At 42.0% G+C, this 17287-nt stretch carries 15 protein-coding genes and 1 riboswitch; of the genes, 8 read left to right on the forward strand and 7 right to left on the reverse strand.

The window, feature by feature from the left end:
* Positions 1 to 2 precede the first annotated feature (2 nt).
* Entirely contained in the window at positions 3 to 245 is a 243-nt protein-coding gene (gene ilvM / locus PAUR_RS17050; protein ID WP_192508933.1) for an acetolactate synthase 2 small subunit, read from the reverse strand.
* Positions 242 to 1891 carry an acetolactate synthase 2 catalytic subunit gene (gene ilvG, locus PAUR_RS17055; RefSeq protein WP_192508934.1) on the reverse strand — a complete coding sequence of 550 codons (1650 nt, stop codon included), beginning with the start codon at positions 1889 to 1891 and terminating at the stop codon, positions 242 to 244. The genes ilvM and ilvG overlap by 4 nt, the downstream gene beginning before the upstream one ends.
* Before the next feature lie 519 nt (positions 1892 to 2410).
* Here ilvG and PAUR_RS17060 point away from each other — a divergent pair.
* Together PAUR_RS17060 and PAUR_RS17065 are read left to right on the forward strand one after the other, a co-directional pair.
* On the forward strand, positions 2411 to 3301 hold the full coding sequence (locus tag PAUR_RS17060; protein WP_192508935.1) for a TraB/GumN family protein: 891 nt from the start codon (positions 2411 to 2413) through the stop codon (positions 3299 to 3301).
* A 140-nt stretch (positions 3302 to 3441) separates the two neighbouring features.
* Positions 3442 to 4056 carry a hypothetical protein gene (locus PAUR_RS17065; RefSeq protein ID WP_192508936.1) on the forward strand — a complete coding sequence of 205 codons (615 nt, stop codon included), beginning with the start codon at positions 3442 to 3444 and terminating at the stop codon, positions 4054 to 4056.
* On the opposite strand, the gene PAUR_RS17070 is transcribed toward PAUR_RS17065, so the two are convergent.
* Positions 4050 to 5762 carry a response regulator gene (locus PAUR_RS17070; protein WP_192508937.1) on the reverse strand — a complete coding sequence of 571 codons (1713 nt, stop codon included), beginning with the start codon at positions 5760 to 5762 and terminating at the stop codon, positions 4050 to 4052. The genes PAUR_RS17065 and PAUR_RS17070 overlap by 7 nt on opposite strands.
* Before the next feature lie 150 nt (positions 5763 to 5912).
* A riboswitch (Lysine riboswitch) is annotated at positions 5913 to 6120 on the forward strand.
* A gap of 112 nt (positions 6121 to 6232) precedes the next feature.
* On the opposite strand from PAUR_RS17070, the gene dapA reads away from it, so the two are divergent.
* The 5 genes from dapA to PAUR_RS17095 all read left to right on the forward strand — a co-directional run bounded on the left by dapA (position 6233) and on the right by PAUR_RS17095 (position 11420).
* A complete protein-coding gene (gene dapA / locus PAUR_RS17075; protein ID WP_192508938.1) occupies positions 6233 to 7117 on the forward strand; it encodes a 4-hydroxy-tetrahydrodipicolinate synthase in 885 nt (294 codons plus the stop codon).
* A 10-nt stretch (positions 7118 to 7127) separates the two neighbouring features.
* Positions 7128 to 7868 (forward strand): 2,3,4,5-tetrahydropyridine-2,6-dicarboxylate N-succinyltransferase, encoded by a 741-nt coding sequence (locus PAUR_RS17080; protein ID WP_192508939.1) that lies wholly within the window; start codon positions 7128 to 7130, stop codon positions 7866 to 7868.
* Complete coding sequence (locus tag PAUR_RS17085) at positions 7868 to 9073, forward strand: PLP-dependent decarboxylase (protein WP_192508940.1); 1206 nt, start codon at positions 7868 to 7870, stop codon at positions 9071 to 9073. Before PAUR_RS17080 ends, PAUR_RS17085 begins: the two co-directional genes overlap by 1 nt.
* A 9-nt stretch (positions 9074 to 9082) precedes the next feature.
* Positions 9083 to 10195 (forward strand): succinylglutamate desuccinylase/aspartoacylase family protein, encoded by a 1113-nt coding sequence (locus PAUR_RS17090; RefSeq protein WP_192508941.1) that lies wholly within the window; start codon positions 9083 to 9085, stop codon positions 10193 to 10195.
* Between the two features lie 199 nt (positions 10196 to 10394).
* Entirely contained in the window at positions 10395 to 11420 is a 1026-nt protein-coding gene (locus PAUR_RS17095) for a phospholipase A (RefSeq protein ID WP_192508980.1), read from the forward strand.
* A 72-nt stretch (positions 11421 to 11492) separates the two neighbouring features.
* On the opposite strand, the gene PAUR_RS17100 is transcribed toward PAUR_RS17095, so the two are convergent.
* The 4 genes from PAUR_RS17100 to metB form a co-directional block, all read right to left on the reverse strand.
* Positions 11493 to 11735 carry a hypothetical protein gene (locus tag PAUR_RS17100; protein ID WP_192508942.1) on the reverse strand — a complete coding sequence of 81 codons (243 nt, stop codon included), beginning with the start codon at positions 11733 to 11735 and terminating at the stop codon, positions 11493 to 11495.
* A gap of 15 nt (positions 11736 to 11750) precedes the next feature.
* Positions 11751 to 12590, reverse strand: coding sequence for a hypothetical protein (locus PAUR_RS17105; RefSeq protein WP_192508943.1), 840 nt, complete (start codon positions 12588 to 12590; stop codon positions 11751 to 11753).
* A 262-nt stretch (positions 12591 to 12852) separates the two neighbouring features.
* Positions 12853 to 15201, reverse strand: a complete 2349-nt coding sequence (gene metL / locus PAUR_RS17110) for a bifunctional aspartate kinase/homoserine dehydrogenase II (RefSeq protein ID WP_192508944.1) — start codon at positions 15199 to 15201, stop codon at positions 12853 to 12855.
* Positions 15202 to 15205: 4 nt separating this feature from the next.
* Positions 15206 to 16429, reverse strand: a complete 1224-nt coding sequence (gene metB, locus PAUR_RS17115; protein ID WP_192508945.1) for a cystathionine gamma-synthase — start codon at positions 16427 to 16429, stop codon at positions 15206 to 15208.
* Positions 16430 to 16725: 296 nt separating this feature from the next.
* Between metB and metJ the strand changes: the two genes are divergently transcribed.
* Positions 16726 to 17046, forward strand: a complete 321-nt coding sequence (metJ, locus tag PAUR_RS17120) for a met regulon transcriptional regulator MetJ (RefSeq protein WP_192508946.1) — start codon at positions 16726 to 16728, stop codon at positions 17044 to 17046.
* The last annotated feature ends 241 nt before the right edge of the window (positions 17047 to 17287 follow it).

Raw genomic sequence — 17287 nt, forward strand, 5'->3', positions numbered from 1 at the left:
TTTTAAATTGCCTGTTGCTGTAATGAGTGCAAATCAACCGTATGCACTTCAACCAGCTTACTCAGTTGTGATGTTAATAGATAGATCGGCTTATCACTGTCGACTGTCATTTTGACGTGAAATAACTCGTCATGGCCCTCCATCTCTAACTGAGTCAAACGAAACCCTCTGTGACGTGCAACTCGAAGAAAACGCTCGACAGCAATGCCTTGATTTTTAACTGAGATTGTTAGTTGATGTTTCATTGCGCTTTCTCCGTCATCATTTCATCATTAGCAGCCCCTGGTGGTACCAAAGGCCAAACATTTTCTTTATCGTCTATACATGCATGTACAATATAGGGCCCTGTTGAATTAACTAACGCATCTATCGCACTATCCACTTCACCTGCATGAGTAATTGTTTGACCTGGAATACCAAATACAGCCGCTAATTGCACAAAATCAGGGTTATCAGATAAATTAGTCTCACTGTAACGCCCTTCAAAAAAGAGTTGCTGCCACTGACGTACCATTCCCAAACGTTGGTTATCTAAGATAACGATTTTCACTGGTAAATTATTGCGTCTTATGGTCGCAAGTTCCTGAATGTTCATCATGATAGAACCATCACCCGATACGGTCACAACCATATTCTGTGGACGCGCTATTTGTGCACCTATTGCCGCAGGTAAGCCAAAGCCCATAGTGCCAGCACCACCACTGCTAAGGTGATTACTTGGGTGACTGAACGTCATATGTTGTGCAACCCACATTTGATGCTGACCCACGTCACAACATACCACCCCATCAGTTGGCATTTTCTTACTGAGCTCTTTCAGTAAATACGGCGCAAACACTTTTTCACCAGGGTAATCATAACGCCAAGCATGTTGCTGTTTTAGCTGTATTATTGTCCTCAACCATGCTTCATCAGTGACAAAGCACCCAAGTGCCGGTATCGAGGTTTTAAGATCCGCTATCAAAGAAGCGGCTACCGGCTTACGTTTACCCACTTCCGCTGGGTCTATATCCAAGTGAATAACTTTTGCCTTAGCGGCAAATTTTGCTAGATTTCCGGTCACTCTATCGTCAAAGCGCGCGCCGATACATACAAGCAAATCACATTCTTGCACCGCAATATTAGCGGCTTGACCACCATGCATACCTAACATACCTAAATCGTATTCATATTCAGGCAAAACGCTTCCTAGTGCCTTTAATGTCGAGACTGCTGGCATCTGAGTTTTATTCAAAAACTGCATCAACTCAGCTTGCGCGCCAGCACTTTGCACACCCCCACCCACATAGGCGATAGGACGCTTAGCTTCAGACAGTAATAATTCCGCTTTTTGTACTTCACTATTGAGTAATTCTGGTAACTTCTCCTCCATTGCAAGCCAAGGCTGAAAGGGGGCCGAGGCAAGCTGGATATCTTTGGGAATATCCACCAGTACTGGGCCCGGACGACCAGACATGGCTAAGTGCATAGCCTCTTGTAGCACTTCGGCTAAATCTTCGGCTCGCTCAACCATATAACTATGCTTCGTGCATGATAAAGACATACCTAAAACATCAATCTCTTGAAAAGCATCAGAGCCAATAGCTGCGGTCGGCACTTGGCCTGTGATTGCAAGCAAAGGTACAGAATCCATCATTGCATCTGCCAATGCAGTGATCAAATTGGTGGCACCAGGCCCAGATGTTGCAAAACACACTCCCAGTTTCCCTGTACTACGTGCATAACCAACCGCCGCAAAACCTGCACCTTGCTCATGACGCGTCAAATAATGCTTCACAGGCGCACCATAAAGGGCGTCGTAGATGGGCATAATTGCCCCTCCGGGATAACCAAAGACTTCTTGAACGCCGTGTTTGGCAAGTAAGTCGATAAGTAATTGTGCGCCTGTCATTATTTTCCCCATTCCCAATCGTTCAAATTATTACTAAGAAATTTAGCCCTAAAACCAAGAAGCCCCCCGAACTTTTCAGTGCGGGGGGCTTCTCGTTGATGCTTTTTAAAGCACTAACTCGCCCCCGCGGTAATAATAATTACCACGTTTATAATCACGACTAGAGTTAGTACTTTTGTTAGCATACTGAATATCACCAAATTAAATTATTTACGTAACGACAAATCGCTGTTTCTCGACTTGCCTTGTTCTTTTTCTATTAGTAACCCGAAGCCCAACCCAAGTCAACCATAAAAACAATGCTTAATATCAATAAAAAACACTTTGCAAAGGTTTTTTAATCCACAAAAAGCAACCTTTCAAATAAAAAAACCTTAATTTTACAATTTCTTTTTGTTTTGACGTATTCATATTTTATTTACAACACATTTCATCCTGTAAAAAAATCATATGAAACTTTTATGATCTACTCAGTATTTTGATTATGATGATACATCACAATCTATTCTAGGGAATACCATGGCAACCTACACTGCTCGCCTTATCGTCATTTTCATCATCGGTTTTTTATTTCTATTTAGCCACAACGGGCATACAACACCTGCGTTATACAAAATCGAAAAGTCAGGGATCACATCCTATTTATTGGGCACTGTACATGTGGGTGATGAATCAATGAAGGGACTTAATCAAATGGTCACTACAGCGATTGATGCCAGCAGTGCTGTCATTGTTGAAGTCAATATTAACAACTTATCACCCCTTGAAATACAACGTCGCTCAGCACCATTTATGCTACTCACCCCACCTAACAACTTAAAGAATCAACTAAGTAAAAAAAATTATGCCCAATTAAAAACGTATCTAGCCGAAAAAGAAATCGATATTGCAGTATTTAATCAATATGCACCTTGGGCAGTTATGGTTACAGTATTACAAATGGAATACCAGAAATTAGGGTTCAAAGATGATTTTGGCATTGATAAGCAGGTGCTTAACTATGCAAATATGAAACAAAAACCCATCCTTGAATTAGAGACACTAGAACAGCAATTAGCCATGTTTAAGCGCTTAAGTGCACAAGGTGACAATATGTTAACCGAAACATTCAAACAAATGGGTGATATAGAGCACTACTTTTTAGATTTGATCCGAGCTTGGAAGCAAGGTGATATGGCCACACTCAGTAAATACTACAATTTAAGCTTTGACGACAGTACTTATGGCAGGTTTAGTGAGCAAGTCATGCTCATTGAACGTAATAATAATTGGGTAAATATGTTAACTAAGCAACTGACAAAACAATCTTTATTTATCGCAGTCGGTGCCCTACACCTGCCAGAAAAACACGGCCTAATAGCGCAATTACAACAACACGGTTTTACCATTACCAATATTTCAGTAAAATAAGACTCACGCTTTTATTATGCCAAATGTACTGAACGCTCCCACATTTGGCATAGTGAAGCGCCTGCCTCCAACTTTTGATTTAAACCTTTTCAGCTTATTTCACGTCACACCTTATAAATGCATGAATTGGGGTTTAGAACATGAAGGCGATTTTACTTTTAGTGCTTTTAGCAGCCATCAACACGGCAAGCGCCGCTGACAATCATATCATTAAACAGTCTTTTGCAATTGAAGACAGCCAAGTGCTGGAAATTGACGTACCAGCCGGTAACTTAGAAATGATCGCCTATGATGGTGAGCAGATTGAAGTATCAGTTGTTTTAAAATCGCAACAACACGGCAATTGGTACCCACACACCAACAACCTATCTGATATAAAATTAAAAAGCCAACGCAACCAGAATAAATTGTCACTGTCAATTGATGAGGAAAACTTGCAACAACATTGGCACGTAAAAGTACCAACTACCTTTCGCTTAGATATCGAAATAGGCGTAGGCAATGTTGATATTGCAGATCTTAGCAATTCCGCTGAGGTTGAGGTTGGCGTGGGCAAGGTACGCATTGATACCAACGTATCTGATTTTAACTCTGTATCTTTAGAGTCTGCTGTAGGCAACACCAGCTTAATTGGGTTAGTCAACAAAGCTCAACATCACAAAAAAGTGATTCACTCTGAGACCATATATCACGGTAAAGGCGCATATAACCTAGAGGTTGAAGTTGGGGTTGGAAATATTAAAGTACGTCATTGAATTAGTCCAACATGTTCAAGCGCTGTGCGTACTGACTCTTTCCTTAATGGTTTCAAAATGGTCACGTCAGCACCCAGCGCTTTTGCCCGATTTAATTCTACTGGTTCACTATTTGCGGTCACAACAATGATGGGTTCAGATAAGCCCAGTGTTTGTCGAATATATTCAATAGCCTGAAAGCCATCCATCACCGGCATATTTAAATCCATAAAAATCACATCATAATGATGAGTACTCAAATCATCGACAGCTGCCAATCCATGCTCAACATGCTTCACGGTAATTGAAAATGTCTCTAGTACTTTTTTAATTATCTTTGCATTTAATGGGTTATCTTCCACTAACAAACCAGTTAAAGGCCGTAGTTGACAATGTTGTTCTCGTCGGCTTTGCACGAGATAAATAGGGGTTTTTACCCGTACCACGGTACCGCTAGATAGCCCCTTTTCAAATTCTATGTCTCCGCCCATAGCATCTAACAACCATTTACACCTTACCAAGCCTAGTTGTAAACCTTGAAAGTGTGTCTCTGTCATATTGCTTGAAAGCGGCGAAACACCAGAGAAACCACATCCGGTATCTTTTACGGCGATCTGCAAGTAAGTCTGAGTTTCATCTAAATACACCTCGATTAATACACTGCCTTGCTCGGTGAATTTAATCGCATTATCAACTAATTGGCCAATGATCCACGCCAGGTGTTCATGATCACAGGCAATAACCAATGATGTAGAAAATGAAAACTCGGTCTCTAATGCTATCTTTTTCCGCTGTGCTTCATATTCATGGGGTGAAATCGCCTGCATTAGCGTTTGAGTAAGATCATCTGGCACCACCGACACCTGAATATCTCCTTGCTCCCAACGACTAAACTCTTGAATTGCATTCAATTGGTTAACTAATTGCTTCGCCGACACCTCTACTTGTGTCAGCTGTGATTGCGCCCCATCTTGGCGGTATAGGTTTAAAAAACCCAAAATAGCTTGTAAAGGCGTTCTTAACTCATGACTTGCACGAGCAAGAAAGTGCGTTTTCATGGTTAAGGCATGCTGCGTTTCTTGTTTTTGAAGTTCAAGAGAGTCGATTGTATCCCTTACCTTTTTCTCCATTGGTTTAAAGATAAATACCACTTCTAACCAAAGCACAACGATTGCACTAACCCAGAATACAAATTCAAACAAACGTGTTAATGCCACTTTACGATTAGCACCTTGTTCAAAAAGTTGCACAGCTTGTTGTTGATAAAATAGTAATACCTGTGCTTCATTGGCCATCTTAATAGCCACTTCTGCATTGAAGGTTTTAGAGTCATATAACGCTAAAAAGTCTAGGCTCCGTTTATTCAAATTAGCCGGCGCATCAAAATACAATGTCATTAACGCTTCAGACAAAAATACATATTCCCCCTCTTTTTCACCTAGGATCATCTGGTGATTGGCCGAAAATACGCGCACACTTTTATCCAACTCTGTAAAAAGTATCTGAGTGAGCTTTTGCTCTTTTTTATAAAAAACAATTTGATTGACGTGTAACGCTATTTTCTGTGCCAACATACGCTGCATACCTGCACGATTAATAAGCTCCGCATCTTCTTGTTTTTGCTGTAAAAGGTATTGCATCGCTGCAGCCGCCAATGTGACTAATACCCCCATTACCAACACTGCGATAAAATAACGGCTGCGCATAGACTTAATGATATTACGCATATTAACTTATCCATCCTATTTGCCATAAAGTGTAGTGTAAAAATTGAAAACTAACATAACCTCACTTGACACCTAGATGGCTAAAGTGTTTCAATGCGTGCTCACCCTATTTGAGGGTCAATGTAAACTCACCGAGTAATATGTTGGCCTAGGGCTGGAAGAGGTGCGTTATTCAGGTACTTGTGTTGAGGAGAGCAAACTCCCATGACACACAAGGAGGGGAATTAACGCCGAGAAATATATACTATTTGCTCAGTATACATTTCGGGCGACTGGGTTGAATCCCAGCGACTGTCACCAATTGCAGCGTTAATCATATTAACAACGCACATATGTTTGGTGGAGAGCTTCTGGTCTTAAAATAATAAGGCCACTCGCCTTGTCATTTTTAAGTCCATTGCTCTTCGAATTTTAACTGTTCGAAGTTTGGACTCACTCCAGACCCCGAACAAGATATAAGTTCGGTAGAGATGAAATCACGATACGATTTATCCAACTATCCGTTGTGGACAGCCTTAGTTACGCCTTTTGATGCGAATAACCAAGTTGACTATAACACTTTACATTCGCTTGTGAATGAACAAGCGCAAGCAAATAACGGTATTCTCCTGCTTGGCAGTACTGGTGAAGGGCTGGCCTTAAGCTCTGCTGAGCATAAGTGCATTGTCGAGACTGTTTGCAACATGCAATTAGACGTCCCTATTATGGTGGCTGTGGGCGGCATGAACTTGCAAGATCAATCTGAATGGGTGGCGTTTTGTAATACCCAGCCGATTCATGCACTGTTGCTTGGCTCTCCGTTATACACAAAACCTGGGGTAGTCGGCCAAACACAATGGTTTGACACCCTGCTGAGCGCCACTGACTTACCTTGTATGTTATACAACGTACCTGGACGCAGTGGGGTATCCATCACACCCCAAGTGCTCAAAAATCTAGCCCACCATAAAAATTTATGGGCACTCAAAGAGGCCAGCGGTGATATTGGAGTGTTTGAAGCTTTCAGAAAAGCCAATCCAACTCTCGCTATTTTTAGTGGCGATGACGGCCTCATGCCATATTTTGCTCAAGCCGGAGCTGCTGGACTCGTATCCGTGGCCGCAAATGCCTGGCCAAAGCAAACCGCTGAGTTTGTTCGTCGCTCGTTAGCGGGGACTTTTCCTAACTTGTTTACAACTTGGACTGATGCTGTTGATAGCCTATTTTCAGTGGCTAATCCCATTCCAGTCAAAGTATTAATGCATGTACAGGGCAAACTTAGTACCCCTAATTTACGTCCTCCATTAACGCACCTAGAGTTGCCGTGTACTCAGGCAATTGACCGTGCAAACACCACAATTTTATCTTGGAATTAAGGCAGTTATTATGAGCTGGTTAGAACTATTAAACAATTTAGAAAATGGCAGTGTACGTGCTGCGACACAAGACGAACAAGGCAACTGGCACGCTAATATCGAAGTAAAGCAAGGTATTTTAGAAGCTTTTAAAAATGGCAATAATATTGAATTCCCGGGTGGTTTTGTTGATAAACATAATTTAGCGCCACAAGGGTTTGCAGCTGAAGCAGGCGTTCGTATGGTCCCTGGTGGCAGTAGTGTTCGCCGTGGTGCGCATGTTGCATCGGGTACCATTATCATGCCACCTGCATATGTGAATATCGGTGCCTATATAGGTGAAGGTACTATGGTCGATAGCCACGCATTAGTAGGATCATGTGCTCAAGTAGGTAAAAATGTACATTTAAGTGCCGCAGTCCAACTTGGTGGTGTACTTGAGCCTATCGGTGCAAGCCCTGTCGTTATTGAAGACGACGCATTTATCGGTGCAGGCTGTGTGATTGTTGAAGGTGTTGTGGTAAAAAAAGGGGCCGTTTTGGCACCCGGCGTACGTTTATCAGCGACGATCCCTGTCTATGACTGCATCAACGAGCGTCAACTAGACAAAGGCGAAGCTATTCCAGAAAATGCCATTGTTATTCCAGGCTCTCGACCATCGTCAAGTAAGTGGGGCCGTGAGCAAGGCTTGAATATGTCGTGTGCACTTATCGTCAAATATCGTGATGAACAAAGCGATGCTTCTTTAGAATTAGAAGAGGTATTACGATAATGACTTTTTTGAGCACACCATTACGTCAAACTATTACTGAATTGACTAAACAAGAACATACTCCGTTTTTTGTTTATGACTTAGATGGCTTACTGTCACACCTAAAACCACTCACAGAGCAATCTGTTGTGAAGCTATGGTACGCAGTTAAAGCTAATCCTTTATCTAACGTGATCCAAACCTTAGATAAAGCGGGGTTTGATTTTGATGTGGCCAGTAACGGTGAACTTGACCAAGTTTTACGTCAAGGTATCGATGCCAGCCGAGTGCTCAATACTGGACCTGCCAAATCAAAAAGGCAGATCCAGCACTTTCTGTCACAAGGTGTACGTACCTTTGTGGCAGAAAGCCATAATCAAGTTAAGTGGCTTAATGATGCTGCTGAAGACTTAAATATTCAACTGCGTATTTTACTTAGAGTACAGTTGCGCTGGCCTGAAGGTGAGAAAAACCCACTTGGTGGTGATAGTCTAACGCCTTTTGGATTAGGCGTTGAACAATGGCACTCGTTGCAAATAAGTAAATACCAAGCCCTGAATTTTGTTGGTCTGCACATTTTCCAATGGGGCAACATGTTAAGTACAGAGAAGCTCGCGCAACTTTGGACGCAAATGGTGCCGCCACTAAAAGCTCTGGCCGATAACTTGGGCTTCAAATTAGACATATTAGACTTAGGCGGTGGCTTAGGGATCCCTTACTCTGAAAACGATGCTCAGTTAACTTGGCCAACTTTGATTGACGCACTCGCACAAATTAAGGCATCAGCTGGCGCAACAGAGCTGTGGATGGAGCTTGGCCGATACGCTGTGGGAGAGTTTGGTCATTATGCCAACCCTGTCGTCGAACAAAAACAAAACTATGATGAGCACCAACTTATTATGTCGGGTGGTATTAATCACCTGTTGCGTCCAGCAGTGACCAACCAAGCATTCCCTTGTGAACTACTACGTAATTCAAGCGCGGCATCTCGCAGCTATGTGCTCCATGGCCCGTTATGCACAGCCTTAGATAATTTAGGCTATCACACGTTACCTAAAGATATACACGAGCAAGACTGGTTGGTATTCAGCCAATGCGGCGCGTATGGCTTTACAGAAAGTATGCCCTACTTTTTATGTCATGAATTACCAGCTGAGTATGTGATTGAGCACGGCAAAATATGCCACGTCAGAGCTATGCAGCATGCCAGTGATTATTTAAGATAAGGAGCCAATATGACCCCAATTAAGCAAGAAAATATTCAAGTGGGTGAAATAGCAAACGGGTTACCATTAACGATTCCTGTGTATCGTTTAAAAGGCAATGGCACCGGCCCACGCGTCTATATTCAGGCCAATATGCATGGTGCAGAAGTGCAAGGCAATGCCGTTATTTATCAATTACTAGAACAGTTGCAACAACAGACATTGGCTGGTGATATTACGTTAGTCCCTTACGCCAACCCTATTGGATGTAACCAAAAGTCTGGGGAATTTACGCTAGGCCGCTTTGACCCAATTACAGGCACCAATTGGAATCGCATGTATCAAAGCCATCTACCATTAGTGGATACCTTTGTTGCTGAACATCTCGACAGCTCCTTAAGCGAAATTAAAAACCAGTTCTCAGCAGCTTTAGTACAAGCGACACAAGCTATGCTTGATGGGCCAGCATACAGTATAAATACCGGTAAACGCATAGCTTTAAACCTACAACGCTTAGCCCATGAAGCCGACATTGTACTGGACTTACACACTGGCCCTATTTCATCTAAACATCTATATTGCCCAGAATATGCCAAGGCGAGTGCCAGTTACTTTAATATTCCCCATGTGCTGCTCATTCCCAACGACTTTGATGGTGCACTTGATGAAGCCAGTTTTTGTCCGTGGTGGGCATTGAGTGAAGCCTATAAAAAACAGGGGCGAGATATACCTGTTTTAGTTGAAGCATTCACTGTTGAACTTGGCTCCCAAGAAAAAATTGACTTAACCGAAGCCAAAGCAGATGCAGCAAGTCTACTCAGCTACTTAAGCTATAAAGAGGTGTTGCTAAACTCGCCATTTAAACCACAAGCAATGGTCCGCTACGGTTGTATGCTGCAAGATTACCTAGCCTACTATGCACCAATGGGTGGCATGGTTGAATACACAGCGGTACTGGGCAGCCATATAAAAGCAGGTGACACAATCGCTCATATTTTGCGCATGGAGCGTTACCTGTCGGAGCAACCTTTGCACAGCATCACTTTAGATAAAGATGCCATTGCTATCCTGCATTTTGCGTCTGCAAGCGTCAACCAAGGAACTGAGTTGTATAAGTTCTTTACTAATTACTTTGAGCTATAACTCAATCACAATATTGCGTGAGAGTAAGCTGGTATCAACCTGCTTACTAAGGAATGGCGGCGATGCCGCCAACCTTTTTCCATTCAGATCCGCTAACTCGCATACTTGACCCCAAACCTAAACAGCAGTTATTCATCCTCATTTAATATAAAGCGGTGTATAATTGTCACTTCAATAATATTCTATGAAACAATACACTATGGAACTGCGTTCACTTGTTTTTGGTACTTTACTTTCAGGACTTTCATTTACAACTCTCGCTGAGACACCTGCAAACAACGATGAGATTGATCTAGTTAAGCAATGCATTCTGAATGAAATTATTGGTGGCGATAAAAAGCAAACAATTGAGCAACTGAGGATTCGATGCGCTAAGCTGGATGCCGCAAAACGGCTCAGTTCTTTAGATAAGCGCGTAGCGCGAGAGCGAGTCGGTGAAAAAAACCGTAATGTACTTACACCACATCACCGTAACTATATTTTGCCTGTATCCTACATAAGCAACCCTAATAATCGCCCTTTCGATGGTCTTAAGAATATTGATGCGGAAGCGGGTGAGCCGCTTGATAACTTTGAAGCGAAATATCAACTGTCTCTTAAAATACCACTTTATAGCGATTTTTCTGATAGTGATCAGGCCATTTATATGGGCTTCACTTTACAATCTTACTGGCAGCTTTATAACAAAGATATCTCTTCACCGTTTCGTGAAACCAATTATGAGCCAGAACTATTCTGGGTTAACTTCTTAGATGATGAAAATGTCCTTTGGGGTGATGAAATGGCGATAGTGTTAGGTATCTCTCACCAATCTAATGGCAGAAGTCAACCTAACTCACGTTCTTGGAACCGTATTTATGCAAATTTCATATGGGAAAATAATGGTTTTGTCTTCAGTTTCAAACCTTGGTATCGACTGCCAGAAGAGCGTAAAACTGATGTACTTACGGCCAAAGGAGACGACAATCCAGATATTCATAAATATATGGGTTACTTCGAGCTCAGTGGGGTGTATAGATATAAAGAGCATGAATTTGGCTTTACTGCGCGAAATAACCTTAACAGCGACAATCGGGGCGCTCTACAAATTGACTGGTCATTCCCTATCTGGGGAAAATTACGCGGCTACGCACAATACTTTAATGGCTACGGTGAAAGCTTGATTGACTATAACGCAGACATTCAACGATTTGGGGTGGGTATACTGCTTACCGATATTTTATAAATACCACGCTCTACCCTGAAAATAGACCCACGATATAAAAAAGCGCCCTGTTTATGGCGCTTCTTATTGTCATTACTCGTCTTCAGATAGGCTTTTTCTATCTCGCCTTTGATAAAATATTGCAGCAAGTAAATAACCAACACATACATACATGTTCAATATAGGAATACAGGATGAAATTATTGCAGGCTTTTTCCTGAAACCCTTTAACTTCGCAATCAATAAATTAAACGGCAACGCTATTATTATGGATACTATGCCGCCTAGTAGTATCGGCGGTAGTTCTCCTGTCTTGAATAGTTCTAAAAATTCCATGTGACACCTTATATATTATTCTGGGGAAATGGGCACTATGGTCACACTTCCTCCGCCACTACCACCCATCCAACCTTCGCTGTACACCACCGTAACTGCAATACCGTATTCAGCAGCCTTATCTAAAAAGCGCTCTAAAGCCGCACTACTGCTAAATGTATACTGGCCTTGAATCGATGCACCAGCATCGGGGATTCTATTGCCATTGGCATCGCGCGCGCTGTTAGCTTTATAATTCAATTTTAAAACAGCACTTCCCAATGTTGAAGCTGTCATTAACAAGATCGATCCATCTTCAAACTTAAACCTCAGTTCAAGACCGTTTAACGGACCAATAAACGAGCCCCCAACAATTGATGTTAATTGTGCTGACCAATACGTGAGTGGATAAGCAGATTGATACCAGCTATCTAACTTATCGTGGTTACTAAAATTTTGCGACAAACTCCATGCACTCCCTAACCCTGAAGAGGATGGGACTGGCACCGTAGTTGATGCCTCTATACTATTGAAATACGTATGCGCTTGATTCACTCTGTTCTGCAAATCTGAAGAAGTTGCGATATATCGACCGGTCACCACAGTGACTAATTCACCGCGACGATCTAACTCTGGTCTAGACGTCACTCTAAACGACTTAACTAAGCCATTTTTAATACTAATAACATGCACATTATACTCAGAGCTAACACTGTCATACTCAGTCATCTCTTTCACTTTACTCACCGCTTTGGTGTGCATTTGCACTGCCGAAGAGCACGGATTACAAGTCACATTAATCGCAGCTTTGCTATCGTGAGTAAATAAAAAAAGTAAAAAACAAAATGTATTAATAAGAAGTTTGCTATGTTTCATTTTCTATGTCCTTATAGGTAATTGCAGTTATCCATTAACTGACAATTTACAAGCTAGACCAAGAGCTGATATTAAGCAATTATTTAGTAGGTAATAACACGAAAAAAATAGTATTTAAGTTTTATTTTTAAATCGATGTGTTATTTAAGGATACGCGCTATCCTGTTCTTAACATGCAAATTATGAACAACGCGTGCTCCTGCTATGCTAAAGGCGATGAACTTTAGTGCATCACCTTTAAATTTATTGAGACCATCAAATATTATTTGAGTTGCTGAGTGAGCCAATACAAATCTGAGTGAATACCTGCGGCGGTGACTTCTTTACCTGCACCAGGCCCTTGGATAACAAGCGGGTTTTGTTCATACCACACGCTTTTGATCACAAAAATGTTGTCACCCGGTGTCAAATTCGCAATCGCCGAGCCTGCCTCAGCAAAAGCAATTCCAACTTTTGCAGTCACTGTACCACTATCGCTAATAATTAATTGCCCTGTGTAACGTAGCGATTTACCTTCATCATCTGCTTGTTGGTATTTCACAGCATAAAATGTGTCTAATTCATCACGTTTCGCTAAAAAATCATCCCAACTACCTTCAGCTAAATGCACCGGCATTAAAGGCTCTAATGCAATATCATCAACATCAAGTTCTAAGCCTAAATCACGCGCCAATATGAGCAACTTTCGCTGCATATCTCTACCTGATAAGTCTTCTCTAGGGTCTGGTTCGGTATACCCCATCTCTTGTGCAGCGAGCACCAAGTCAGAAAACTTTTGATCTGCAGTAAAACTGCTACATAACCAAGAAAGAGTACCTGAAAACACCCCTTCAATTGACGTGATCACATCACCGCTATTTTGTAAGTCAGCCAATGCAAAATTGATTGGTAAACCTGCACCAACACTGGTGTTATAACGCCAATGCAAATTACGCTCACGTTGCTGCTCTCGTAATGATTGATACCAACCTCTGTCGGCAGTACCTGCGTATTTATTGGCGCTTATCAAATGACAATCACTGGCCACAAAGTCTGGATACAGCAAACTAAATGCTTCACTTGCGGTGATATCAATCACCACTTTATGTTCATAATCTAACTCTGAAATGTGTTCAACAAGCGACTTACTGTTGTAACTCTGCGCTTCATTTTTCCATTGTGTCTGCCATGCCGATAACTCGATACCGCTCGGTGAAAACACCATCTCTTTTGAGCGCAGTAAACCAACAACCTTTAAATCAAACTGTGATTGCAAACGGGTAATTTGCTGCTCGCATTGTTGTAAAAATACATCTCCGACATTACCAATGCCGGCAATAATTACCGCAATCTCCCGACCTTTATTGATAAGCTTATCGTGCAATACAGCCAAAAGATCACTGTCTAATGCCTGATCGGTCAAGAACAAAGCGTAATCACTGTCTTGATGAGCAAAGCGAACGACCACTTCACGATCATGGAATAATTGCTCGGCTTGCTGCTTGAGCCCTGAGAGCTCTGAGGAAGACGCAACCAGTGCACACCCTTGCAAGTTGCTTTCTACAATATTAATGCGCCCAGCGAGCTGCTGTGCAACAATATGCGTGAATGTTGCAGGCAACAGTAAATACGCTTCACCATTAACAATAAAATGATGAATACTGTGCTGAATAAGCTGACTTAACGTACGTACTTCACCCTTCGCTAAGTTTTCTACGCGCACTAAATCAAGGTTCTCAAAGGTGGTAATAAAGCGTTTTGCTTTGCTATACCCTTCTTTTACTATTTCTGTAGGTGACGCTTCAGGCTCATAACTGCTGCGCACTTGTAGCTTGATGTTGCTTCCCTTTAAAGGAGAGAGTGTCTTAGCATGCAGCACTGGATTACCTAGTCTTGCCAATAAATTTGCTTGAGCACGGCACACCTTTGGGTATTTCAGCGCATTGCTCACTTTACGTGGATCGGTGCTATACACCCCCTGCGTATCGGTCCAGATTGAGACGGCACTGGCATCAATATAACTGGCGAGTAGCGTAGCACTATAGTCACTGCCATTACGACCTAATGTGACGGTATTTTTATCACAATCTTGTGCAATAAACCCGGTAACCACATAGACCACTGCATCTTGCAACTGGGCATAACATGTTGCTTTATTCTGTTGATGTAGCAATTGCGCATCATGCAACGTAAACAATTGGCGGGCATCAATGCTGCGTGCCGCTACTTTAAGCTCATTTAGATAATGCGCTAATAACCGAGCCGACCATAGCTCACCATGGGCTAGTAAGGGAGATTCTTGTAATTCTGATTGTTGCGCTAATTGAGTAATGGCAACTAACTCAGCGTCTAGCTGCGCTTTGAGTGCTCGGTGTACATCGCCAGAGAACAACTCGTCAACCAGCTCACTCTGGTGCTTTTCCAACTGAATCAATACGTCTGAAAACGCTTGTTGATCTTGCTGTTGATAACTTTGCCAAAGCTTCACTAACGTGTTTGTGGTTTTACCCGCCGCAGAAACCACCACACAATCACCACTTTTACAATGCCCAAGTATTATTTGAGCAACGGCTTGATAGCGTGACGCAGAGCTTAAGCTTGAGCCACCGAATTTATGTACTACTCTTGTCATTTTTCTACCACAAAACCGTATGAGCCGGTGTTAATTTAAAGGTTTTTGCCTCATCAGATCCTGTGCTTTGACCTGGTGTAGTGCGTTTAAACGCTTGCTCTAGATCAGCCACCAAGTCATCTAGTTCTTCAATACCCACAGAAATTCGGATCAGCGTATCTCCTACGCCCGCTTCAAGACGAGCTGTCGCATCCATACCCGCATGTGTCATGGTCGCAGGATGACAGATTAAGCTCTCTACGCCACCCAGTGATTCCGCCAATGAAAACTCTTTTAAAGAGGTCAAGAATGCAGCAGAGTCATTTAACCCGCCTTTTATGTCAAAGCTCACCATGCCACCGAAGCCAGCTTGCTGCTTTTTGGCCAATTCATGTTGTGGATGAGATTCTAAACCAGGGTAATACACTTGACTAACATAGTCCGATTGCTCTAAGTATTTGGCAATCGCCAAGGCATTTTCTTGATGCTGCTTTAAACGTACATTCAGCGTTCGTAAGCCACGAAGCGTTAAATAGCTATCAAAGGGCGCGCCCGTAATGCCAATGTTATTTGCCCACCATGCTAGCTCCTCACCCAGGTCCGTAGTACGTGCGATCACGGCACCACCGACCACGTCTGAATGACCATTAATATATTTAGTGGTTGAGTGAACCACAATGTCTACACCAAACTTAATGGGGTTTTGTAATGCCGGTGACAAAAAAGTGTTATCTGCAGCCACTAATGCACCTGCTTGCTTAGCGGTTTTCACCACAGCTTCTATGTCTGTCAGGCGAAGAATAGGGTTGCTCGGTGTCTCAATCCATACCACTTTTGGCTTTATATCTAAAATTTGCTGATAGCTTTCAGACTGTGTTAAATCAAGTACTACAAGGTTTAATAAGCCACGCTTTTGCAATGATGTGAATAAACGATAACTGCCGCCATAACAGTCATGGGGGATCACCAACGTATCATCGCTATTTAATAGTTGCGTCACTAAGTGAACAGCAGACATACCCGTTGCGGTAATAATGCCTCTTTCTCCGCCTTCTAACTGAGTTAATGTTTCAGCTAAAATATCTCGATTAGGGTTACCACTGCGACCATAATCATAATCTCGTTTGGTATCAAAATCTGCAAATGAGTACGTAGTTGATAGGTATAACGGCGGTACGACCGCACCATGGTGCTTGTCTGCTTCTATGCCATGGCGTACTGCGATGGTTGATTTATTACGTTCACTCATATCATCACCTAGATAGTTGGATGTTTAGACGTCTAAAAGGTTAGATTAATAAATACTAGAAGTCAAAACATTTATACTGCTAAATGGCTATTTACTTAGTATTTGACTATCTTATTTAAACCGATAAAATTTCGCCACTTCAAAAAAATGATCGCGAATACGATCGAACGAAGCACTTACTATGGCAAGTAAAGGGGCTTTTGCCTAGACCATCACAAACAATGTCATATAATGACAACCAGTAAGTACATAGTTCCGTCGGATAGGCACTACAAAATAAAGGCAACAACAACATTATGGCTAAATGGAATGGTGAATATGTTCACCCGTATGCAGAACACGGTAAAAAGTCTGAACAAGTAAAAAAGATCACTGTATCAATCCCGTTGAATGTATTGAAAGTGTTAACTGACGAGCGTACTCGCCGACAAGTTAATAATTTACGTCATGCAACCAATAGCGAGCTACTGTGTGAAGCATTTTTACATGCATTTACTGGGCAACCTTTGCCAAACGATGAAGATTTACGAAAAGATAATCCAGAAAAAGTACCTGAAGAAGTGCGTCAAATTATGGAGTCTATGGGGTTAGAAGTGCCTATCATTGATGAAGAATAGTCAATTAGAAGCTCCTTCGGGGGCTTCCTATTCTTGTTTAATTTCGAAAAAATGATTTCTTTCGATAACTTCGAACTTTCAAACCGCATTTTTGCAACTTTAATCATCATTCATATCTGACAACTTCCACAATCTAAAACGTTATGTGGGCAATACACTCCCAAGTGATAAATACCGAGATCGACATATAAGGGCTACGGCTGTACCCATATAAAACGGCTTTAGTATCTACTTCATTAAA

It is taken from the genome of Pseudoalteromonas aurantia 208 (assembly GCF_014858725.1).
In the GTDB taxonomy this organism is placed as follows: Bacteria; Pseudomonadota; Gammaproteobacteria; order Enterobacterales; family Alteromonadaceae; genus Pseudoalteromonas; species Pseudoalteromonas aurantia.